The sequence below is a fragment of the Pseudophaeobacter arcticus DSM 23566 genome, from assembly GCF_000473205.1.
GTDB classification, from domain to species: domain Bacteria; phylum Pseudomonadota; class Alphaproteobacteria; order Rhodobacterales; family Rhodobacteraceae; genus Pseudophaeobacter; species Pseudophaeobacter arcticus.
The window spans coordinates 2,856,772-2,879,195 of sequence record NZ_KI421507.1 but is presented as its reverse complement, the minus strand read 5'-3'; the positions used below and the strand labels follow the sequence as shown (position 1 = coordinate 2,879,195).

Sequence of the window (22,424 nt, the reverse complement as noted above, 5' to 3'; positions counted from 1 at the left end):
GATATCCTTTGGTATCGCAGCCCATGTTGTTGGACGCAGCCGCCGCGCGCCCTGGCGCGCGGCCGGGCCCAACAGCAAGGCAGCATCTTTGATGCTGCTGGCGCTGGCGGGAGCCCCCCCTTTTTTTCTTTCGCGGGATCTTGCTGTCAAACCAAAGGGCAGGGCCTTGCTTGATTGCGGCCATGGCGCTTCATCGTTACCCTTTGCCCAAAGGAGAACGCTTTGATGACAAACCCCCTCTTGGCCCCCTGGGACACCGCTTTTGAAATTGCCCCTTTTGATCAGATTACCGATGCGGATTTTGCGCCCGCGCTGGATCAGGCTCTGGCGCAGCATCAGGCCTGGATCAAGGAAATTGCAGAGAACCCAGAGCCGGCCACATTTGCCAATGTGATCGAGGCCCTGGAGACGCCGGTGCAGGCGCTGGAGCAGGTCTTGTCGGTGTTTTACACCGTGGCGGGCGCCGACAGCAATCCAGAGCGGCAGGCCCTGCAACGGGCATTTTCCCCTAAACTGGCGGCGCATTTTTCGTCCATTACGGCAAACAAGGCGCTTTATACGCGGATCAAACAGGTCTGGGATCAACGCGACACCCTGGATCTCACCGCCGAACAGCAACGGGTTTTGATGCTCACCCATCGTGGCTTTCTGCGCGGGGGGGCTGCGCTGGAGGGGCAGGCCGATGCCCGCATGCAGGAGATCAAGAGCCGGTTGGCGACCCTTGGGACCGAGTTCACCCAGAATCTATTGGCCGATGAGCGCGACTGGCAACTGGAGCTTGGCGAGGCGGATCTGGAAGGGCTGCCGCAGTTTGTAGTGGATGCGGCGCGGGCCGCTGGCGCGGAAAAAGGCGCCTCCGGGCCGGTGGTGACCCTGTCACGCTCGATCATCACGCCCTTCCTGCAGTTCTCACCGCGCCGGGATCTGCGACAAAAGGCCTTTGCCGCCTTTGCCGCCCGTGGCGCCAATGGGGGCGAGACGGACAACCGTGCCATCGCTGCCGAGATCCTCTCGCTGCGGGCCGAACGGGCGGCGCTGTTGGGCTATGACAGCTTTGCCGATTACAAGCTGGAAACCGAGATGGCCAAGACTCCGGCAGCGGTGCGCGGGCTGTTGATGGATGTTTGGCAGCCCGCCGTGGCGCGCGCCAATGCGGATGCGGACATCCTGGCGCAGATGATGCATGAGGATGGCATCAACGGCGATCTGGAACCCTGGGACTGGCGCTATTACGCGGAAAAACGCCGCAGGGTGGAGCACGATCTCGATGAGGCGGAACTGAAGCCCTATCTGCAACTGGACCGGATGATCGAGGCCAGCTTTGCCTGCGCCAATCGTTTGTTTGGCCTGGAGTTCACGCCTTTGGATGTGCCGCTCTATCATGCGGATTGCCGCGCCTGGGAGGTCACCCGCGATGGCAAACATCTGGCGGTGTTTATTGGCGACTATTTTGCCCGTGGCTCCAAACGCTCTGGTGCCTGGTGTTCTGCAATGCGCGCCCAGGCCAATTTCCCCATAGCGACCAGCCCGATCGTGATCAATGTGTGCAACTTTGCCAAGGGGGAGCCGGCACTGTTGTCCTGGGATGATGCCCGCACCCTGTTTCACGAGTTTGGCCATGCGCTGCATCAGATGTTGTCAAATGTGAGCTACGAGAGCATTTCCGGCACCTCGGTGGCTCGTGATTTTGTCGAACTGCCCAGCCAGCTTTATGAACATTGGCTGGAGGTGCCCGAGGTCTTGCGAGAATTTGCCACCCATGCCGAGACCGGCGAAGCCATGCCGCCAGAGCTGCTGCGCAAGGTGCTTGGGGCTTCGACCTATGATATGGGGTTCCAGACGGTTGAATATGTCGCCTCGGCCCTGGTTGATCTGGCCTTTCACGAGGGCGCGGCCCCTGAGGATGTGATGGCAAAACAGACGGAGGTCCTGGCTGAAATTGGCATGCCTGCGGCAATTACCATGCGCCATGCGACGCCACAGTTTGCCCATGTCTTTTCTGGCGATGGCTATTCTTCCGGCTATTACAGCTACATGTGGTCCGAGGTCATGGATGCGGATGCCTTTGCCGCCTTTGAAGAGGCGGGCGGTGCCTTTGATCCCGAGCGTGCCCGGGCGCTGGAGACCTATATCCTGTCTACCGGTGGATCGGTGGATCCGGCAGAGCTGTATACCGCGTTTCGGGGGCGCCTGCCCGGGGTGGAAGCCCTGCTGAAAGGGCGTGGGCTGGTTGAAGCTTAGGTACACGACTGGGCCGGGGAGGGGGCGCTGCCCCCGGTCTGCGACCTCCCCCGAGGTATTTTTTGTAAGATGAAATGGGGGAGGGGCCTGCCATTGCCCGTGTTGGTTGCCGGTGTTTGCAGCCTTGGGGGGGGATCAGTAGCCGAGTTGGCGATCGACCTGATTGAGAAAGGGCAGGCCGCTTTCGCCGCGCTGGATGTTTTTGGCAATCATCTGTGCGGCTGTCAGGGCGCGCGTTTCTGCGGCGATATGGGGCGTGACCGTGATCCGTGGGTGGGGCCAGAAGGGGTGGTCCATGGGGAGGGGCTCCTGGCGGAAGACATCCAGGGTGGCATGGGCGATCTGGCCGCTGTGCAAGGCCGCCAGCAGGGCGGCGTCGTCGATCAAGGGGCCGCGGCCGGGATTGATGATCCGAGCGCCTTTGGGCAACATGGCCAGGGATTCTGCATTGAGTATGTTGTCTGTTGCGGGCGTATCCGGCAGCAGCAGCACCAGGATCTGGGCCTGGTGCAGGGCACGGGGAAACCCGTCGATGCCATGTTCACAGGTTATCCCGGTGAGCGATTTGGCCGAGCGTGACCAGCCAGTGACCGGAAAGCCAAGCTGTGCCAGAGCCCTGGCGCAGGCGGCGCCAAGCGCGCCAAGACCCAGCAGGGTGACCGGGCGTTCCTGCGCCAGGGGCGGCACGACAGGATCCCATCGGTCTTGTGTTGTCAGGCTGTGGTCGAGATCCAGGTGGTAGCGCAGGACATGGCCTGTGACCCATTCTACCATCCCAGCGGTCAGGCCAGGGTCCACCATGCGGCACAGCGGCTGGGTGAGGGTTTTGTTGCCGGTGATTTTCTCCACCCCAGCCCAGAGGCTGAGCACAGCCTTGCAGGCGGTATAGCTGGTGAAATCCTGCAGGTCAGAATTGGGCGCATAGATCACATAATCCACCTCTGCCGCCGGGTGATCCTGGCGCAGGTCCACCTGCAGACCGGCCTGAGAAAAGGCGGTTTCCAGTGGGGTCTGGTAGGTCTCCCAGCGTTCGGGGCGGGCGGCAAACTGGACTTTGATCATGTGGCAAATACTCCGGACATGTCCTTGAAGCCTTTGATTTCAATTGGGTTGCCCGCAGGGTCATGGAAAAACATGGTGCTTTGTTCGCCGGGCTCACCGGCAAAACGTGTCATTGGTGCCAGGGTGAAGTCAAGCCCGGCTGCGATCAGATGATCTGCCAACAATTGCCAATCCTCCTGCGGCAGGATCACCCCAAGGTGGGGCATCGGCACCATATGATCCCCGACTTTTCCGGTCCTGCTGGTGGCAAAGACCGGGCCGAGATGCAGGGATATCTGGTGGCCAAAGAAGTTGAAATCGATCCAGGTCTCGGTGCTGCGTCCCGCGCTGCAGCCCAGCAGGCCACCGTAAAAGGCGCGGGCCTTGTCCAGATCATCTACGTGGTAGGCGAGGTGAAAGATGCTCATGTTGCGCTCTCCTGATTGGGTGCCTGTGATCTACGCGAAAAGAAAAGAAAGCCCTAGCTTGCTTTTCTGTGTTCAGACATAAGTTTTTCTCATGGATTTAAGATTTGTCTCTAGCTTGGTTCTGGTCATAGACGCGGGCTCATTGGCGGCGGCGGCCCGCGTCGAGGGCATCACGCCTTCGGCGGTGGCGCAGCGGATCGCGGCATTGGAAGCGCTTTTGGGTGTGCCGCTTTTGGTCCGGGCCGGGCGGGTGATGCAGCCGACGCCTGAGTGTCGCACCCTGCTGCCGGGGTTGCGGCAATTGCTGCGCGACGAGCAGGCGCTGAAGGGGTTGTTGCATGGCGATGGGCTGGAGGGGCCGCTGCGACTGGGGGCCATTTCCACGGTGATTGGTGATCATGCCAGGGCGCTGGTTGCCGGGCTGCGCCGCACCGCACCGCAGGTTGAGCTGCAATTGTCTCCGGGTGCGTCGAGCGCCTTGTTTGCCGAGTTCGAGGCAGAAAAGCTGGATGCGGCGGTGATCGTGCGTCCCGGGTTTCCCCTGCCCAAGGCGATGCAGTTCACCCCGGTCGCGCGCCAGGAGATCGGCTGGCTGCTGCCCGAGGCGGCGGCTGTCGAAGGCTCTGTCGAGGCGTTGCCGTATATTCTGTACAGCCGGAAGGCCTGGGGCGGCGCTGTCTGCTGGGAGGCGCTGGTGGCGCAACACGACAGCCCCAAGATCCTGGCGGAGATGGACGCCTTGGAAAGCATCGCGATGCTGGTGGAGGATGGGCTGGGGCGCGCGGTGCTGCCCAGATGGGCGGCGTTGCGCCGCTATGCCCGCGGCGCTGAATTTGTCCCGATTCCGGGGCTTTACCGCGACATTGGCCTGCTGAGCTGGAGCCGGGATCGGCGCAGACCGGTGCTGACGCTGGTGCTGCAGATCCTGCAGGGCACCGGGGGGGATCAGCGCGGGCGGTGAATATTGGCGCTTTGCACCAGACCAAAGGCCGCCAGCAGGACCAGCATCGCCGAGCCACCATAAGAGACCAGCGGCAGCGGCACGCCAACCACCGGGGCCAGCCCCATGACCATCGACATGTTGACGGCAAAGAACAAAAAGAAGGTCAGGGCGACGCCGAGGCTCACCAAGGAGGAGAAGCGATCTTTGGCGGCCAGCGCGGTGGCAACACAAAACACGATGATCAGCACATAGAGGCTCAGCAGGGTGAGCCCGCCGATAAAGCCAAACTCTTCGGCCAGGGTTGTGAAGATGAAATCGGTGTGTTTTTCCGGCAGGAAGTTCAGCCGCGATTGGGTGCCCTGCATATAGCCGCGCCCGGACCAGCCACCGGATCCCAGGGCGATTTTTGACTGGGTGATGTGATAGCCGGCGCCAAGAGGGTCTTGTGACGGGTCAAGGAAGGTGTCGATGCGCAGATACTGGTAGTTCTTCAGCAGCTGCCAGTCGGTGCCGCGGCTTTGAAAGACGGCCGCCACCAGGCCGAGACCGGCGGCAATGACGGCGGTGAAATAGGCCCAGTGCACCCCGGCCAGAAACATCACTCCGCCGCCGGCTGCCATCAGCAGGATCGAGGTCCCGAGGTCAGGCTGGCGCAGCACCAGAAATGTGGGAAACAGGATCATCAGCACCGGGACCAAGACCCAGACCGGGCGCGAACTGCGTTCTGCTGGCAGCCAGTCGTAATAGGCGGCCAGCAACATCACCAAGGTGATCTTCATCAGCTCCGAGGGCTGCAACCGCATAAAGCCAAGGTCGATCCAGCGCTGTGCCCCCATGCCGACGGTGCCAAAGAACTCGACGGCCAAAAGGAGCACCACCGATGTCAGATAGGCCAGAACCGAGATATTGCGCCAGAACCAGATGGGCACCATGGCCACCACCAGCATCACGCTCATGCCAAGCAAAAAGCGTTTGAACTGCGGTTCGGCCCAGGGGGTAAAGGAGCCTCCCGCCACCGAGTACAGCATCAAAAAACCGACCGCCGCCACCGAGGTGAGCAAGAGGGTCAGTGGCCAGTTCAGATAGAGGATCTTGCGCAGGCCCGAAGGCGTCGATTTGGCGTTATGTTCTAGATAGCTCATGCGCGGTCACTGTCCGGGTTTTCGGCGCGTTTGGCACGTTCGCGCTCTAGCCTGTCCTGCTGGGCCTTGATCCGCTTGCGGTCACCCTTGGGGTAGGCCTCCAGCGGTGGGGTGCCGTTATAAAGCGCCTGCAACATGACATCGCGGGCAATCGGGGCCGCGGCGGTGGAGCCGCCACCGCCATGTTCGACAATCACCGAGACCGCAAATTTGGGGTCGTCAAAGGGCGCAAAGCAGACATAAAGCGCATGGTCGCGGCGCTCCCAGGGCAGATCCTTGTTGCGGATCACCCCGGCGGCGCGCTCGGCTGCGGTGATGTTGCGCACCTGGCTGGTGCCGCTCTTGCCCGCCATGCGCAGGCCTTCGGCGATAATGCGCGAGCGGTAGCCGGTGCCGCGCCGGTCATTGCTGACCGAATACATGCCGCGGCGAACCATGCGCAGATTGTTTTCATTCAGGCCAAGGCTTTCGCCCGCGCCCGAGGGCTGCTCGATGCCATCAATGGATTTGATCAGCCGGGGCGACAGGTTGCGTCCGGTGGCCAGTCTGGCGGTCATCACCGCCAGTTGCAGCGGCGAGGCCAGCATAAAGCCCTGGCCGATCGAGGCGTTGACGGTATCGCCCACCAGCCATTCCTGTCCCCGCACCCGCGATTTCCAGTCGCGGTTGGGGGCCAGCCCGCTGGCCACCGCCGACATTGGCAAATCGTGACGCACCCCCAGCCCCAGCCGATTGGCCATGGCTGAGATCTTGTCGATACCGACCTTGATCGCCAGGTCGTAATAATAGACATCGCAGGATTGCTTGAGCGAGGTGTTGAGGTCGACATGGCCGTGACCAGCCCGTTTCCAGCAGTGGAACCTGCGCCCGGAAACCTCTAGGTAACCGGGGCAGTAGACGGTGTCCTCTGGCCCGATCAACCCCTCCTCAAGGGCGGCGAGGGAGGTCACCATCTTGAAGGTTGAGCCCGGCGGATAGGTGCCCTGCACAGTCTTGTTGGCCAATGGGCGGTAGGGATCGTCGGTCAGCATGCGGTAGTCGGCCACCGAGATGCCGCGCACAAACTGGTTGGGGTCAAAACTCGGCGCCGAGGCAATGGCCCGCAGATCGCCGTTTTCACAGTCCATCACCACCACGGCGGCGCTTTCATTGTTCAGTCTTGCCTGGGTATAGTTCTGCAGGTCGGCGTCCACCGCCAGTTGCATATCGGCCCCGGCCTGACCTTCTTTGCGGTCCAGCTCGCGCATCACCCGGCCACCGGCGTTGACCTCGATACGTTTGGTCCCGGCAGTGCCGCGCAGCATATCTTCGCGCTTGGCCTCAAACCCGACCTTGCCGATCTGAAATCGCGGAATGCGCAGGATTGGATCAGGCGCTTCCAGTTTGCTGAGATCATAGTCCGACACCGGACCCACATAGCCAACCACATGGGCAAAATCATCAAGCTGCGGATAGATCCGGGTCAACCCCACTTCGGGCGTGATCCCAGGCAGGGCAGGGGCATTCACCGCGACCTTGGAGATGTCTTCCCAGTTCAGCTGATCGGCCAGGGTAATCGGCAAGAAGGGACGGCCACGGCGTATTTCAGCAAGGGCGCGCTCGATTTCCTCTGGCGGCAGGGTGATCAGATCGGAGAGTTTGGCGATGACCTGCTCAACGTCGCCGGCATCTTCGGGGACGATGATGATCCGGTAGGAGGGCGAATTATGCGCCAGCACCCGACCGTTGCGATCAAAAATCTCGCCGCGGGCTGGTGCCAGCAGGCGAATATTGATGCGGTTCTCTTCGGCCAGCAGGCGAAACTGATCCGCCTGGTCGATCTGCAAATAGCGCATGCGCGCCGCAAGCGTACCAACAAGCCCGAGTTGCATCCCCCCCAACAGCAAAGCACGGCGGCTCAGCTTGCGGTGGGCGCCTTCCTGATCTTTGGGAGAGCGTCTCATTTACGGGCTTCCAGAATTTCGGCTTCGGCGGCTGAGAGTTTGCGGACGCCCAAAAGGCTTTGACTGACCAGCACCACCAGCGGGTAGGCGGCAATTGTTGCAAACATTTCGATCCCAGACAAGCTCAGCGGGGTGCGGGGAATGGCAAAGACGGACAGGGTCAGGCGGTTCAGCAAGGTGATGACAGTGATCACTAGGGCAACCGAGAGCCATTCCGCGACAAAGGGGGTTTCATGCTGCGGCTGAGAGCGCGAGCGCAGGAATTCGCAGCCCAGCACCACCAGCAGGGTCAACAGGCCGGGCGGGCGCTGAAACAGCAGATCGGCCATCAGCAGTACCGGAATAAGAAGCAGCACCGGCACATAGTCCGGACGGCGCAGCGACCAGGCCATGGCCAGGCAAATGATCAGATCCGGCGGCGCCCAGTTGCGGACCTGGGTGTTCAGGGGCAACAGGTGAAAGAAGATGATCACAAAGGCAAGCGCTGCAAACCCAACCCGCATGAGATGAATTCTGCCTGGGGTAACCTCAGCCATTGTCCGCTCCGCTTGCAGCGGGATCTGCGGCCCCGTCGGTGGGAATGTCTGTGGGAATGTCGGTAGGAGTGTCGGTCCCCAGTTCAAGATCGCCGGGACGGGATCTGGGGGTATTGGCGCCGGGGGCCGGGACGATCAGCCCGCCGGGATCGCGGATGACCTGGGTGCCATGATGGCGCAGGACCCGCAGGAACTCCAGGCGTTCATAGTCTGCCGATAGCCGCACCCGCATGCGGCCACTGCGATCCAGCGTTGCCTGCCCGACAAGCAGACCGGCAGGAAAGACATCGCCATCACCAGAGGTGATTACCCGGTCGCCGGGGCGCACCAGATCGGCGTTTTCCAAAAAGGTGAGCAGCGGCGCCGTGCTGTTGTCGCCGGTCACCAGCGCTGTCTGTCCCGAGGGCTGGATGGTGACCGGAACGGCGCTGGCCGCATCGGTCAGCAGCACCACCCTGGCCGTATTGCGGCCAGTGCCGGAAATGCGCCCAACCAGGCCGATGCCATCCATGGTGGCCCAACCATCCTGAATGCCGTCGCGGGCGCCTACGTTCAAAATCACCGACTGGCGAAACGGCGAGCCGCTGTCAGCCATGACCACGCCGGTAATGAAGGTGAGTTTTGGATCAAGCCGCACATTGTTCAGATCCAGCAACCGGGCGTTTTCCTGCTCCAGCTGCAGGGCGGCCTCTTTCCAGGCCCGCATCTGGCGCAGCTCCGAGCGCAGCTCGCGGTTTTGCTCGGCCAGACGTTGGTAGCTTTGGAAGTCCCGGAACAGGTTGATGGCGCCAGTGACCGGCACCATGGCCCAGTCCATATTGGGCACAACCGCGTCAATCAGCTGTGCGCGAAACCGTTCCACCCTTGGGCTGTCGATCCGCCAGACCAGAAACAGCGCGGCCAGACAGAGACAGGCCACTACGACCAGAAGGCGGCGCAGCGGGGTTGTATAGTCTTCGCGCTGGGAGCGGTCTTTGGCCAAGGGGCTCCTTTCCGACACCTGTCACTGCCCCCTGCTTCAGCGGGGGCAGGGCAGGTTATGGCTTAGCTGTCGTAGTCGATGGCGTGGCGCAGCTGTTTTTCGAACTCCAGCGCCTTGCCGGTGCCAAGTGCCACACAGTTCAGACATTCATCCGCAATCGAGACGGCCAGCCCGGTCTGTTCGCGCAGGGCGAGATCCAGATCCCCCAGCAGCGCGCCACCACCGGTCAGCATGACGCCCCGGTCCACGATGTCAGCCGCCAGATCCGGCGGTGTTGTTTCCAGCGCAGTCATCACCGCTTCGCAGATCTGCTGCACCGGTTCGGCCAGGGCCTCGGCGACCTGGGCCTGGCTGATTTCGATTTCTTTTGGCACGCCGTTCAGCAGGTCGCGCCCCCGGATCTGCATCGACTGACCACGGCCATCGTCGGGCATCCGGGCGGTGCCGATAGAGGTCTTGATCCGTTCGGCGGTGGCCTCACCGATCAGCAGGTTTTGCTGGCGGCGCAGGTAAGAGATGATGGCTTCGTCCATGCGGTCACCGCCCACACGCACCGAGCGGGCGTAGACGATATCGCCCAGCGACAGAACCGCAACCTCGGTTGTGCCGCCGCCGATATCAACAACCATGTTGCCGGTCGGGTCGGTGATCGGCATGCCAGCGCCAATGGCGGCGGCAATCGGTTCGGCGATCAGGCCGGCGCGTCCGGCACCAGCCGACAGCACCGAGGTGCGAATGGCGCGTTTCTCAACCGGGGTGGCGCCGTGGGGCACACAGACGATGATCTTTGGCTTGCGGGAGAACGGCGAGCGTTTGTGCACCTTGCGAATGAAATGTTTGATCATTTCTTCGGCAGTGTCAAAATCGGCAATCACCCCTTCGCGCATGGGGCGGATCGCCTGGATGCTGCCGGGGGTCCGGCCCAGCATCAGCTTGGCGTCTTCGCCAACCGCCAGTACCTTTTTGACGCCGTCTTTGATGTGATAGGCCACCACAGAGGGTTCCGAGAGGATCACGCCGCGGCCTTTGACATAGACCAGCGTATTTGCGGTGCCGAGGTCGATAGCCATGTCCGTGGTGAACAAACCGCCAAGATTTCCGAAAAGCGCCATATAAAATATGATCCTATTGAACTGCAGCGTGGGGCGACTCTGCGAGGGTCGCAGATCATGGTCTTATACCAGCGCAGCCCTGCCGCGAAAGGGCGTTTTACGGTCAACTAGCGCCTTTTCGCCGGCCCAGGCGATATTCTGGGCATCGGGCTTGTGCTTTGCCGGGGGCAGGGCGACGGGGATAGATCCCGCCTGGCAGGCAGGGGTCGAGATCGTGCCGGGTTTCTTTCGAGGTTTCGTATGGGGCAAATTCACGCTAAAGTCGGTGATATGCTATCATATCAACATATCTATCATGCCGGAAATCTGGCCGATGTGCAGAAACATGCGCTGCTTGCGATGATTCTGTCCTACCTCACCCGCAAGGACAAACCGGTCAGCTATATCGAGACCCACGCCGGGCGGGGTCTGTACCATCTGGACGCGCCAGAGGCGGTCAAAACCGGTGAGGCGGCAGCGGGCATTGATCGCATTCTGAGCGATGGGTTGTTGCCAGCCGAGCATCCGCTGCGCCGGGCGCTGGCGGCCTGTCAGGCGGCGCATGGCGATATGGCCTATCCCGGCTCCCCGCTGATTGCCTCGACCTTGCTGCGCCCTCAGGACAGCCTGCATTTTGCCGAGCTGCATCCCGGCGAGCACGAGGCCCTGCGTCAGGCGCTGCCACGGGGGCGGGCCAGGGTGCATCTGCAGGATGGGTTTGAACTGGCGCAGTCGCTGGCGCCACCCACCCCCCGGCGCGGTGTGTTGTTGATTGATCCAAGCTATGAAATCAAAAGCGACTATGGCCGCATCCCCGGCATCATCGCCAATCTGCATCGCAAATGGAACGTCGGCATTATTGCCCTGTGGTATCCGATCCTGAAGGATGGCGCCCATGGACCCATGCTGCGGGCGCTGGAAAATCAAAATCTGCCCGGCGCCCTGCGCCACGAGGTGCGGTTTCCACCGGCGCGCGAAGGGCACCGGATGATTGGCTCTGGCATGTTTGTGGTCAATACACCCTTCGGCACCGAGGCCGAATGCGCCCGCCTGGACGCGCTTTTTGCGGCGCTGCGCTAAGCTGGCGCGCGCTAATACTTGTTCAGGTATCGTTCAGAAAACCATACATCGTGCGCCACATTGCTGTGCGGCGCACGATGTCAAAAGATCTCGCCTTATTAGGTGACGTCTTTGTATGAGATCTCGCGGGTGTCGACGCCTTCGCCAACTTTGCCGCGGCGCACGATCACCCGGTTCAGCGCGTTGATATAGGCCTTGGCCGACGCCACAACCGTATCGGTATTGGCGCTCTCGCCGGTGGCGATGATGCCGTCCTCTTCCAGCCGGACCGACACCGTGGCCTGGGCATCCGTGCCTTCGGTCACCGCATTCACCTGATACAGCTGCAGACGGGCGGTGTTTGGATAGAGCTTGCGAATCGCCTTGAACGAGGCATCCACCGGACCGTCGCCGCTTTCCACTGCGGTCAGGTCTTCGCCGTCGATCTCCATTTCCACCGTTGCCTCTGCCGGGCCGCCAGTGCCGCAGACAACCTTCATCGAGACCAGTTGCAGATGGTCGCTTTCGGCATTCTCGCCAGACCGCATGAGCGCGATGATATCGTCGTCAAAGACTTCCTTCTTGCGGTCGGCCAGCTCTTTGAAGCGCACAAACAGGTCTTTCAGCTGGTTGTCGCCAACTTCAAACCCGAGAGTGTTGAGCTTGTCGCGCAGGGCTGCCCGGCCCGAGTGTTTGCCAAGCGGCAGCGAAGTGCCGGACAGGCCCACATCTTCGGGGCGCATGATTTCAAAGGTTTCTTTGTTCTTGAGCATGCCATCCTGGTGGATGCCGCTTTCATGGGCAAAGGCGTTCTTGCCGACGATGGCCTTGTTGAACTGCACGTTGAACCCCGAAACAGTGGCAACGCGCCGCGAGATATGCATGATCTTTTTGGTATCGACGCCGGTTGTCCAGGGCATGATGTCATTGCGCACCTTCAGCGCCATCACCACCTCTTCGAGCGCGGTATTGCCGGCCCGCTCACCAAGCCCATTGATGGTGCATTCGATCTGACGTGCGCCACCTGCCACGGCGGCCAGCGAATTTGCCGTCGCCATGCCAAGGTCATTGTGACAATGGGTGGCAAAGATCACCTCATCAGCGCCAGGCACGGTCTCGATCAGGCGTTTGATCAGATCGGCGCTTTCGGCGGGGGCCGTATAGCCGACGGTGTCGGGGATATTGATGGTGGTGGCACCAGCCTTGATGGCGATCTCGATCACCCGGCACAGATAGTCCCACTCGGTCCGGGTGGCATCCATCGGCGACCACTGCACATTGTCCACCAGGTTGCGCGCATGGGTGACGGTCTCGTGGATTTTCTCGGCCATCTCATCCATGGTGAGATTGGGAATGGCGCGGTGCAGCGGCGAGGTGCCGATAAAGGTGTGGATGCGCGGGCGCGCGGCGCTGCGCACGGCTTCGGCGCAGCGGTCGATATCTTTGAAATTGGCACGGGCCAACCCGCAGATCACCGAATTCTTTGACCGCTCAGAGATTTCGCTTACCGCTTTGAAATCGCCTTCCGAGGCGATGGGAAAGCCGGCCTCGATGATGTCGACGCCCATGTCATCGAGCAGCTCGGCAATCTCGAGCTTTTCGTCATGTGTCATGGTGGCGCCGGGGCTTTGTTCGCCATCACGCAGGGTGGTGTCGAAGATCAGCACGCGACCTTTGTTGATAACATATGTCATTTTGGTAACTTTCTAGCTCTGTCCTAAAGTCCATTTCTGGGGGTGTGTTCTGACGCGTAATCCATTCTCCTCTGAGCGGACGCGCCAAAAGGCACGCTCAGAGGCGGACTAGGAGCAGTAGTAGGGCGCGCAGAGACACACCGCGCAGGGCGGCGTTGGTCATGGGGATATCTGCGCAAACTGTCATGAGCTGATTTATACAGAGCTGATTGTGAATGAAAAGTGAGAAATGTGGCAGCCTGCATCAAATAGTTGCAGCCCAAGCGGGGCAACCCGGTGTGGCTGCCCCAGAGCTGTCATTCTTTGACCGGCCTGCGATCTGCCTTCAATCGGCAGCAGGTGTCGTCGCCGTATCTGCCCCGGTGTCAGGTGCGGTATCTGTCCCGGTGTCAGGCGCGGCGTCAGGTGCGGTATCCGTGGCGGTCCCATCGCTACCCGCTGTTGGGGGCGCGCCATTGACCCAGTCGCCGCTGACCGTTTGGCCACCGGTATAGGTCATGGTGCCAGGTCCCTGGCGTTTGCCGTTTACAAAGCTGCCGACGTAGATGTCGCCATTGGCATAGGTGGCTGTGCCTGAGCCGGTGATTTTGCCTTCGCTCCAGTCGCCTTCATAGATAAAGCCGCTGGTCATTTCGATCTTGCCCTGGCCGTGGCGCTGGCTGTTCACAAAGCTGCCGCTGTAGATCGAGCCATCTGCATAGGTGACGCGGGCCTCGCCGTGGCGTTGGCCATCTTTCCAGCCGCCCTCATAACGATAGCCGCTGGTGTCAGTCATGACGCCCTGGCCGTGGATGCGGGCATTCTGGAAGGCCCCTGTATAGGTCACACCATTGGGATAGGTCGCGGTGCCATTGCCTTCGATCACCCCGGCGATCCAGTCGCCCTCATAGGTGGAGCCATCCGGATAGGTGATCTTGCCAGTGCCATGGGACAGGTCGTCCTGAAACTGTCCGACATAGACCGAGCCATCCGGATAAGTGACGCGGCCATTGCCCTCGATCTGGCCGGCCAGCCAGTCGCCAGTATAGGTATAGCCGTCGGTCTTGGTAAAGGTACCGGTGCCATGGCGCAGATCATCCTGAAACATGCCTTCGTAGATGTCGCCATTGGCATAGGTCTGGGTGCCGATCCCCTGACGTCGTCCCTGATCCAGCGGGCCGGTATAGATATCCCCGTTGGGCTGGGTGAGTGTCCCGATGCCATGCATCTGATTGTTGGCCCAGTCGCCCTCATAATGGACCCCGTCTGCCATCTGCAGGGTGCCTTTGCCGTGCAGTTCGCCATTGACGATATCACCCTGATAGCTGTCGCCATCGGGATAGGTGATCGTGGCACTGCCCTCTTTGCGGCCTTCGACCCAATCGCCGTCATATACATAGCCACCGGGAATTTGTAATACGCCTCTGCCCTGATGATGCCCCTGGACAAAGCTGCCCTCGTAGCGCACCCCATTGGCATAGACGGCGACCCCCTGGCCATTGATGACGCCGGCCATCCATTCGCCCTCATAGGTGCCACCATCCGAGAGGGTGATCTTGCCCAGACCTTCGGGTTTGCCCTTGACGAACTCGCCCTCATAGACCGAGCCATTGGGGAAGCGCGCAACGCCATGGCCGAGGATTTCTCCGTCCACCCAGTCGCCAGAGTATTCATAGCCATTGGGCAGGCGATAGGTGCCGGTGCCATGCTGCATGCCGCCGCGGAAGGTGCCCTCATAGACCCCGCCGATTTCGTCCTCACTGGTGATGATCGTGCCGTCCTGGGCCCAGACGGGGCTTCCGACGGCGCTGGCCAGGGTCAGAAAGGAAAGTATCGCAAGCGTTCTGCTATAACCGGTCATAAAAACCTCTGTCTAACCTGTGCCGGTCTGGACCAGCGCGGGATTTGCTTTTGCCAATGGGTGACTTGTGGGCGACTTGCTTGGAAACTAAGCGAGCAAACCGCATGTCGCAATGTCTTTTGCGCTCGCCCCTTTTCCTTGGCTCCCGATCTGATAAACGACTGGGAACATGTTTTGCAAAGGGCTTGTGCAGGATGGCTGATCGTTTCCGGGTGACACTGGCGCAATTGAACCCCACCGTTGGGGATCTTGCGGGCAATGCTGCAAAGGCGCGTGAAGCCTGGGCTGAGGGGCGCAAGGCCGGGGCGGATCTGGTGGCGCTGCCGGAGATGTTCCTGACCGGCTATAACACCCAGGACCTGGTGATGAAGCCGGTGTTCTATCAGGCGGCCATAGCGGCGGCCGAACAGCTGGCGCAGGACTGCGCCGATGGTCCGGCGCTGGCAATTGGTTGCCCCTGGGTCGACGGGGATAAGCTATATAATGCCTATTTGATCCTCAAGGATGGCAAGATTGCTTCGCAGTGTCTGAAACATCACCTGCCCAATGAAACCGTCTTTGACGAGGTGCGGATCTTTGATGTGGGGCCGCTGGGTGGTCCCTATGCGGTTGGAGATACCCGGATCGGCTCACCCATCTGCGAAGATGGCTGGCACGAGGACGTGGCGGAAACCCTGGAAGAGACCGGTGCTGAGTTCCTGCTGATTCCCAATGGCTCGCCCTATTATCGCAACAAGATGGAAGTGCGGCAGAATCACATGGTGGCCCGCGCGGTGGAGACCGGCCTGCCGGTTATCTACCTCAACCTGGTGGGCGGTCAGGATGATCAGGTGTTTGATGGCGGCACCTTTGTGTTGAACCCAAACGGGGCTTTGGCGCTGCAAATGCCGGTGTTTGACGAGGCAATTACCCAGCTGGATCTGCAGCGCACCCCCGACGGCTGGCGCGCGGTTGAGGGCGACAAGGCTCATCTGCCTGACGAATGGGAGCAGGACTATCGCACCATGGTCGAATCCTTGCGCGACTACATGGGCAAGACCGGGTTCAAAAAGGCACTGTTGGGGCTGTCGGGCGGGGTGGATTCCGCCATTGTTGCCGCCATTGCCGTGGATGCGATTGGCGCCGAAAATGTCCGCTGTGTGATGCTGCCATCTGAATACACCAGCCGGGAATCGCTGGACGACGCCGAGGCCGTCGCCAAAGCTCTGGGGGTGCATTACGACTATGTGCCCATCGCCGAAGGCCGCAGTGCCATCTCAAACACGCTGGCGCCGCTGTTTGCCGGGCGTGACGAAGACGTCACCGAGGAAAACATCCAGTCCCGCCTGCGCGGGCTGTTGTTGATGGCGATGTCGAACAAGTTTGGCGAGATGCTGCTCACCACCGGCAATAAATCCGAAGTGGCCGTTGGGTATGCGACAATTTATGGCGACATGAACGGTGGCTACAACCCGATCAAGGATCTCTATAAAACCCGCGTGTTTGAGACCTGCCGCTGGCGCAATGCCAATCACCGTCCCTGGATGATGGGCCCGGCGGGAGAGGTCATTCGCCCCAATGTGATCGACAAGCCGCCCTCAGCCGAGCTGCGGGACGACCAGAAAGACAGCGACAGCCTGCCGGACTACCCCGAGCTGGATGCCATTCTGGATATTCTGGTCGATCAGGAGGGCTCGATCGCGGATTGTGTGGCCAAAGGTTTCGCGCGCGAAACAGTCAAGCGGGTTGAGCACCTGATTTATATCAGTGAATATAAACGCTACCAATCCGCCCCCGGCGCGCGGCTGTCTCCACGGGCATTCTGGCTTGATCGTCGCTATCCTATTGTCAATCGTTTTCGTGATTCTTCTTAACTATTATATTGAGATCAAGCGGTGTCATTTTGGTGCTTTGATGCCGTAATCCGCCTGATTTCAAATGATTTAAACCAATAGCCTTACCCCGAGAAAACCAAGCATGCGTCCGAAAAATCACATTTTGTTCCCTGCCCGATGGAGGGCTGTTTTGTCCTCTGGACCAAATGCCAGCAGCGCGGCATAGACCATCTCATGCCTGGACCTAAGCTGCCCCATTTCCAAGCCGATCTTGCTCTGCCCAAACGCGTTGACGCGGTTGTTGTTGGTGGCGGAATTATTGGCGCCTCAACGGCACTTGAGCTGGCAGAGCGCGGGTTTTCCGTGTTGCTGTGCGAAAAAGGACAGATCGCGGGCGAGCAGAGTTCACGCAATTGGGGCTGGGTGCGAATTTCGCAGCGTGACCCGCGTGAACTGCCACTGATGGCAGAGTCCATGCGTCTGTGGGAGGGGCTGGAGGCGCGCACCGGCCATCCCACCGGCTATCAGCGCTCCGGTATTTTATACACCGCAGAGCGCGGCCGCGAAGAGGCCAAGCTGGAAAGCTGGGCGCCCAATCTGGCGGCGCTGGATCTGCCGGGGCAAATGCTGCGCGGAGATTTTTTGAAGCAGGTGATGCCGGGCTATCAGGGCAAGGTGATTTCCGGGTATTACACCCCTCTTGATGGTCGGGCCGAGCCACAACTGGCAACCCATGCCATCGCGCGGGCGGCACAGGCCGCGGGTGCCAGGGTGATGACCGAATGCGCGGTGCGCGCGGTTGACACCGAAGCCGGGCGGATCAGCGGCGTGGTCACGGAACGCGGCCGGGTGGCCTGTTCGGCCGTGGTTGTGGCAGGTGGCGCCTGGTCGCGGCTGTTTCTGGGCAATGCCGGGGTCTCGCTGCCGCAGCTGAAAGTGTTGAATTCTGTCCTGCGCACCTCGGCGGTTCAGGATGGGCCGGAAACCGCGGTCTGGTGCAATGGCTTCTCGCTGCGCAAGCGGTTGGATGGCGGCTATACCATTGCCAATGGCACCGAGAATATCGTCGATATCGTCCCCGACACGCTGCGGCTGGGGCTGAAATTCCTGCCCAGCTATCTGCAGGAATGGCGCTCGCTTCAGCTGCGTCTCACCGGGTCGGGTCGCTGGTGGCAAGAGGCTGCGCAGGACCGCTCCTGGTCGCCGCAGCAGACCACCCCGTTTGAAAAAAACCGAATTCTCGACCCGGCTCCGTCGCAAAAGGCGATCAAACAGGGCTGGGAGGCGGCACAAAAGGCCTTTCCGGTGTTGCAGGGCGCTGATGTGGTGCAGAGCTGGGGCGGGTTGATTGATGTCACCCCGGATGCGGTGCCGGTGATTTCGCAGGTGGATGATCTGCCCGGGTTGTTTGTCTCCACCGGATACAGCGGCCATGGCTTTGGCATCGGTCCGGCGGCGGGACGTCTGACAGCGGATCTGGTCACCGGCGATACCCCGGTGGTGGACCCTTATGAATTCCGCCTGTCGCGGTTCTGGAAAAAGTAACCCAGGAACTGCAAAGTAGCCCCGGAGCTGCCAAGGTGATCTTCAGGCAGCTCCTTTGGTTTTATGTTGGTTTTGGTCGGGCTCAGCCCATCATCTGATAGCTGACGGGCACAAAGCGGAAACCGGAGCCGCGTGTTTCCACATAGCCGGCCGCCGGGAAGGGCATGTGGTAGCCAATCATTGGTGTGCGGGTGCTGGCCAGCATATCGAGGATCTTCCGGCGCGCGCCGGTTGCGGCCTCTTTGTCCATGTCGAACTTCACCTCCCAGTCCGGATGGGCAAAGGACCAGACATAGTGATTGGCCAGATCGGCGGTCAGCATCAGCTGCTTCCCGCCGCTGTCCAGCAGGTAGCCCATATGGCCGGGGGTATGGCCAAAGCTGGCCGTGGCGCTGATCCCCGAGGCCACTGAACCGCCATCCTCCAGAAACGAGAGCTTTTCGGCAAATGGCGTCAGCTTTTGGGCCATCAGATCGCCGATACGGTTGCCGTCCTCCTGTTTGCTCCAGAAATCAAACTCCTGGCGACCGGTGATATAGCGGGCCTTGGCAAAGGTTTCCGCCCCCGCCGTGGTCAGGCCGCCGATATGGTCGGGGTGCATATGGGTGAGCACGACCACGTCGATATCCTGCGGGGTCAGGCCCACTTCGGCCAGGGCTGTCTGAATGCCGCCTTGGCCCAGGCCGGTATCAAACAGGATTTTCTCTTGGCCGGTGTCAACAAGTGTGGGGGTAAAGAAGAACTGCGCCATATCGGCGGGAATGAAGTTCTGCGCCGAGGTGGCGGCAAATTCAGCTTCGCTTGCGCCACCGCCAAAAATGGCCTTGGCGTCGCCAACGGGCCGGCTGCCATCCAGCAGTGTGGTCAGCGTAAAGTCGCCAAGTTTGAAGCTGCGCGTATGGGACGCGGGGGCTTTGGCCATTTCGGCACTGGTACTTGCACTGGCGCTGCGCGCGGTGGCCGCAAAGGGCAGGGCAGCTGCGGCGGTTAGGGCTGTGCGGCGGGTGAATTTCACGGTCATTGGTAGTCCTCTCTGGGATGGGCGGCGAAGGATTGGGTTTCGCCTGTCGCGGCGTTTTCAAAAGGTCGCTTGCAAGGCCTGCGTCTTGATCGTCGGCTGTTAGACTAGCGCGGCATGGCATAAATCAAAGAGGCATGCGGCCCCTTTCACGCAACTGTGTGCCATTGTTTGGCAGGTGCCTGTGTCTGGCAGGTGCCTGGGTCTGGCCTGTGTTTCAGGCGATTGCCGGGCCGGAGATGTCACAGGGGATGTCATGGGGGATGTGGCAGGGGATGTTGCGGGGGATGCTGCGAAAACTGGACAAAGCCGGCCCCATGTGAGATGGGCAGGGCAACAGGAGATATCTGATGACAACCACTCGTTTTGCCCCGTCGCCCACTGGATATATCCATGTCGGCAATCTGCGCACCGCGCTGATGAATTTTCTGATTGCCCGCAAGGCAGGCGGAGAATTCATTCTGCGTATTGATGACACCGATCCTGAGCGCTCGAAGGAAGAATATGTCGATGCGATCAAACAGGACCTGGAATGGCTAGGCCTGACCTGGGACCGGGTTGAGCGCCAGTCCGAGCGGCTGGAGCGCTATGTCGCTGCCGCCGATGAGCTGCGCTCTATTGGCCGGTTTTATGAGGCTTTTGAAACCCCGACCGAGCTGGACCTGAAGCGCAAGAAACAGCTCAATATGGGCAAGCCACCAGTCTATGACCGGGCGGCCCTGGCGCTGTCAGAGGATGAAAAAGCTGCCCTGCGCGCGGAACGCGGCGATGGCGTGTGGCGTTTCAAGCTGGATCAAGAGCGCATCGAGTGGAAAGACGGCGTGCTGGGCGATATCTCGATTGATGCCGCGTCCGTTTCCGATCCGGTGCTGATCCGTGGCGATGGACAGTTCCTTTATACCCTGGCATCGGTGGTAGATGACACCGAGATGGGCGTCACCCATGTGGTGCGCGGATCGGACCATGTGACCAATACGGCCACCCAGATCCAGATCATCAAGGCTCTGGGCGGCGCGGTGCCCGAATTTGCCCATCACTCGCTGTTGACCGGCCCGCAGGGCGAAGCGCTGTCCAAACGCCTTGGCACCCTGGCGCTGCGCGATCTGCGCGAGGCCGGCGTGCAGCCGATGGCGCTGCTGAGCCTGATGGCCCGGCTGGGATCTTCGGATCCGGTTGAAGTGCGCGCAGAAATGGCGGAGCTGATTGAGGGCTTTGACATCAACCGCTTTGGCTCGGCGCCAACCAAGTTTGATGTCGATGATCTGTATCCGCTGACCGCGCGCTATTTGCAGTCGCTGGCGCTGGAACAGGTAAAGCCGCATGTGGAGGCGCTGGGTGTCCCTGCGCATAAGCAGGAGGCCTTTTGGGCGATGGCCAAGGAAAACATCACCACGCTGAAAGATCTGCAGGGCTGGTGGGAGCTGTGTGAAAACGGTGCCGCGCCAATGATCGCGGAGGAGGACGCGGAGTTCATCGCAGAGGCGATGAAACTGCTGCCGGAAGGGCCCTATGATAGTGAGAGCTGGAAGAGCTGGACCACGGCTGTAAAAGAGGCCACCGGCCGCAAGGGCAAGGGGTTGTTCATGCCGCTGCGCAAGGCGGTCACAGGGCGCGAACGCGGGCCTGACATGAGCGCGCTTTTGGCGCTGATGTCGGTTGTGCAGGCGCGCGGCTAACTCGCGACGAATTAACCAACTCACTACCCAACGAACTGACTGGCTGGCGATAGCCAAAGAAACAAAAGGCGGCCCTGAGCGGGGTCGCCTTTTTGTCAAGCGTGTTGCGGATAAAGGGGGGGCTCCCGCCTGTTCAGCCCCATTCAAAGAATGGGACGACACAGTTGGGCCGGGCGCCGGGCGTTGCCCGGCGCGGCGCCCGGCGCCGATGGCAGCGCAGGTCTTTGCCCGCTGGGGGACCTTGGGGCGCCGGGTAAAAAAGATTAGCTCAGGATCTGGAGGTTCAGCTGGGACAGATGGTGGTCGACCAGCTGCTGCTCGCTGGCTGACAAGACCTGATGGCGGGGATAGCGTGGCTGCTGTCGGTCGTTCAGGATTGGCGCCTCCCAGCCCCTGGTGCTGGCAAAAAACGCCTCCACGCCCGCGGCGCCAAAGACCTGTAGATGGCCCTGCACCACCACATCAAGGTAGCTCAGCAAGATGGGGTGGCGATCGCTACCCTGGGTCTGCGCCTCTGGCGGTACCGCATAGAGGGAAATCTCGGTGTGATCTGGGAGGGAGTGACGGATCTGGTGATCTGCGGGCAGGCGGTCATAGGCAAACTCGCGCGCGTCCAGCGCCTGCCAGTCGGCATTTGGCACGGCGGCGATCACCCCGTCGATCTCAACCTCCGGGGCGGGCTCGACGGTGAGAAAGGCCACATCGCGCAGGGCGGTATGGCACCATCTGCGCCGCCAGCCGCTCAGCCGTGCGGGCTGCGGATCCAGGTAGTCGTGGGTGGCGGTGTTTACCAGGCTGCCATAGCCAAAGAAATAAGGAGGAAGGGGCGTCATTTAATCGGTATTCCATTTTTGAAGCCGGGCCAATTGATGTATGTCAAACCGCTTTTTGGCGGGCCGTGCCATACATCCCTAGCTGAAAGTAGCGGGAGTCAGGATTATGCGCATTACAAAAAGGACCAATATCGCCGTCCGGTTGCTGATGTATTGTGCGGCAAACGTGGATCGTTTGGTCACCAAGGCCGAGATTGCCGATTGCTGCAATATCTCGGAAAACCATCTGGCCCAGGTGATCAACCAGCTGAGCCAGCTTGGCTATCTGCACACCCAGCGTGGGCGCAACGGGGGCATGACCCTGGGCCGTCAGCCAGAGGAAATCCAGATTGGCGATGTGTTTCGGGATGTCGAAGGTGCGCTGCCAATGGTGGAGTGTTTTGCCGATGCCGATAACACCTGCCCGCTCTCCAGTGCCTGTCGCCTGAAGGTGGCGCTTTCGGATGCGGCGCAGGCTTTCTATGCCTCGCTGGACGACATCACTCTGGAAGCGCTGATCTGCGACAATCACGATCTGATGCGTATCCTGCAGCCGGTGGCCTGCGCCAGTCCTGCAAGGGCTGCGGTGGGTTAAATCTGCGCTGATCCGCTGCTGTCC

At 60.9% G+C, this 22,424-nt stretch carries 18 protein-coding genes; 7 read left to right on the top strand and 11 right to left on the bottom strand.

Translation table 11 applies throughout. The features are described 5' to 3' along the window. Positions 1-225: 225 nt before the first annotated feature. Complete coding sequence (locus ARCT_RS0118185) at positions 226-2,241, top strand: M3 family metallopeptidase (protein ID WP_027241348.1); 2,016 nt, start codon at positions 226-228, stop codon at positions 2,239-2,241. A 135-nt stretch (positions 2,242-2,376) separates the two neighbouring features. On the opposite strand, the gene ARCT_RS0118180 is transcribed toward ARCT_RS0118185, so the two are convergent. After that, entirely contained in the window at positions 2,377-3,303 is a 927-nt protein-coding gene (locus ARCT_RS0118180; RefSeq protein ID WP_027241347.1) for a 2-hydroxyacid dehydrogenase, read from the bottom strand. After that, complete coding sequence (locus tag ARCT_RS0118175) at positions 3,300-3,710, bottom strand: VOC family protein (RefSeq protein ID WP_027241346.1); 411 nt, start codon at positions 3,708-3,710, stop codon at positions 3,300-3,302. Before ARCT_RS0118175 ends, ARCT_RS0118180 begins: the two co-directional genes overlap by 4 nt. Positions 3,711-3,801: 91 nt before the next feature. Between ARCT_RS0118175 and ARCT_RS0118170 the strand changes: the two genes are divergently transcribed. Further along, positions 3,802-4,671 carry a LysR family transcriptional regulator gene (locus ARCT_RS0118170; RefSeq protein ID WP_027241345.1) on the top strand — a complete coding sequence of 290 codons (870 nt, stop codon included), beginning with the start codon at positions 3,802-3,804 and terminating at the stop codon, positions 4,669-4,671. On the opposite strand, the gene rodA is transcribed toward ARCT_RS0118170, so the two are convergent. From rodA to ARCT_RS0118145, 5 genes are all read right to left on the bottom strand, one after another. After that, positions 4,656-5,795 (bottom strand): rod shape-determining protein RodA, encoded by a 1,140-nt coding sequence (gene rodA, locus ARCT_RS0118165; protein ID WP_027241344.1) that lies wholly within the window; start codon positions 5,793-5,795, stop codon positions 4,656-4,658. The two genes, ARCT_RS0118170 and rodA, sit on opposite strands and share 16 nt — an antisense overlap. Then, a complete protein-coding gene (mrdA, locus tag ARCT_RS0118160; protein ID WP_027241343.1) occupies positions 5,792-7,738 on the bottom strand; it encodes a penicillin-binding protein 2 in 1,947 nt (648 codons plus the stop codon). The genes rodA and mrdA overlap by 4 nt, the downstream gene beginning before the upstream one ends. Continuing rightward, a complete protein-coding gene (locus tag ARCT_RS0118155) occupies positions 7,735-8,274 on the bottom strand; it encodes a hypothetical protein (protein ID WP_027241342.1) in 540 nt (179 codons plus the stop codon). The genes mrdA and ARCT_RS0118155 overlap by 4 nt, the downstream gene beginning before the upstream one ends. Beyond that, positions 8,267-9,256 (bottom strand): rod shape-determining protein MreC, encoded by a 990-nt coding sequence (gene mreC, locus ARCT_RS26480; protein ID WP_036785128.1) that lies wholly within the window; start codon positions 9,254-9,256, stop codon positions 8,267-8,269. Before mreC ends, ARCT_RS0118155 begins: the two co-directional genes overlap by 8 nt. Positions 9,257-9,318: 62 nt before the next feature. After that, the gene (locus ARCT_RS0118145; protein WP_009809486.1) at positions 9,319-10,368 is read right to left on the bottom strand and encodes a rod shape-determining protein; all 1,050 of its coding nucleotides are present in this window, start codon (positions 10,366-10,368) and stop codon (positions 9,319-9,321) included. A gap of 270 nt (positions 10,369-10,638) precedes the next feature. Here ARCT_RS0118145 and ARCT_RS0118140 point away from each other — a divergent pair, with 270 nt between their 5' ends. Beyond that, complete coding sequence (locus tag ARCT_RS0118140) at positions 10,639-11,427, top strand: 23S rRNA (adenine(2030)-N(6))-methyltransferase RlmJ (protein WP_027241341.1); 789 nt, start codon at positions 10,639-10,641, stop codon at positions 11,425-11,427. Positions 11,428-11,525: 98 nt separating this feature from the next. On the opposite strand, the gene ARCT_RS0118135 is transcribed toward ARCT_RS0118140, so the two are convergent. Both ARCT_RS0118135 and ARCT_RS0118130 read right to left on the bottom strand, forming a co-directional pair. Next, positions 11,526-13,100 carry a 2-isopropylmalate synthase gene (locus tag ARCT_RS0118135; RefSeq protein ID WP_027241340.1) on the bottom strand — a complete coding sequence of 525 codons (1,575 nt, stop codon included), beginning with the start codon at positions 13,098-13,100 and terminating at the stop codon, positions 11,526-11,528. A gap of 325 nt (positions 13,101-13,425) precedes the next feature. Next, positions 13,426-14,940, bottom strand: coding sequence for an MORN repeat-containing protein (locus ARCT_RS0118130; RefSeq protein ID WP_027241339.1), 1,515 nt, complete (start codon positions 14,938-14,940; stop codon positions 13,426-13,428). Positions 14,941-15,134: 194 nt separating this feature from the next. On the opposite strand from ARCT_RS0118130, the gene ARCT_RS0118125 reads away from it, so the two are divergent. Beyond that, on the top strand, positions 15,135-16,793 hold the full coding sequence (locus ARCT_RS0118125; protein WP_027241338.1) for an NAD+ synthase: 1,659 nt from the start codon (positions 15,135-15,137) through the stop codon (positions 16,791-16,793). A 195-nt stretch (positions 16,794-16,988) separates the two neighbouring features. Continuing rightward, the gene (locus tag ARCT_RS0118120) at positions 16,989-18,299 is read left to right on the top strand and encodes an NAD(P)/FAD-dependent oxidoreductase (protein ID WP_027241337.1); all 1,311 of its coding nucleotides are present in this window, start codon (positions 16,989-16,991) and stop codon (positions 18,297-18,299) included. Between the two features lie 82 nt (positions 18,300-18,381). Here the strand turns inward: ARCT_RS0118120 and ARCT_RS0118115 are convergent, their stop codons facing one another. Further along, entirely contained in the window at positions 18,382-19,320 is a 939-nt protein-coding gene (locus tag ARCT_RS0118115; RefSeq protein ID WP_027241336.1) for an MBL fold metallo-hydrolase, read from the bottom strand. A gap of 347 nt (positions 19,321-19,667) precedes the next feature. Here ARCT_RS0118115 and gltX point away from each other — a divergent pair, with 347 nt between their 5' ends. Continuing rightward, on the top strand, positions 19,668-20,993 hold the full coding sequence (gene gltX / locus ARCT_RS0118105) for a glutamate--tRNA ligase (RefSeq protein ID WP_027241334.1): 1,326 nt from the start codon (positions 19,668-19,670) through the stop codon (positions 20,991-20,993). 263 nt (positions 20,994-21,256) lie between these two features. On the opposite strand, the gene ARCT_RS0118100 is transcribed toward gltX, so the two are convergent. Beyond that, positions 21,257-21,826, bottom strand: a complete 570-nt coding sequence (locus tag ARCT_RS0118100; protein ID WP_027241333.1) for a gamma-glutamylcyclotransferase family protein — start codon at positions 21,824-21,826, stop codon at positions 21,257-21,259. Positions 21,827-21,932: 106 nt separating this feature from the next. Here ARCT_RS0118100 and ARCT_RS0118095 point away from each other — a divergent pair, with 106 nt between their 5' ends. Further along, positions 21,933-22,400, top strand: coding sequence for an RrF2 family transcriptional regulator (locus tag ARCT_RS0118095; RefSeq protein WP_027241332.1), 468 nt, complete (start codon positions 21,933-21,935; stop codon positions 22,398-22,400). Positions 22,401-22,424: the final 24 nt, after the last annotated feature.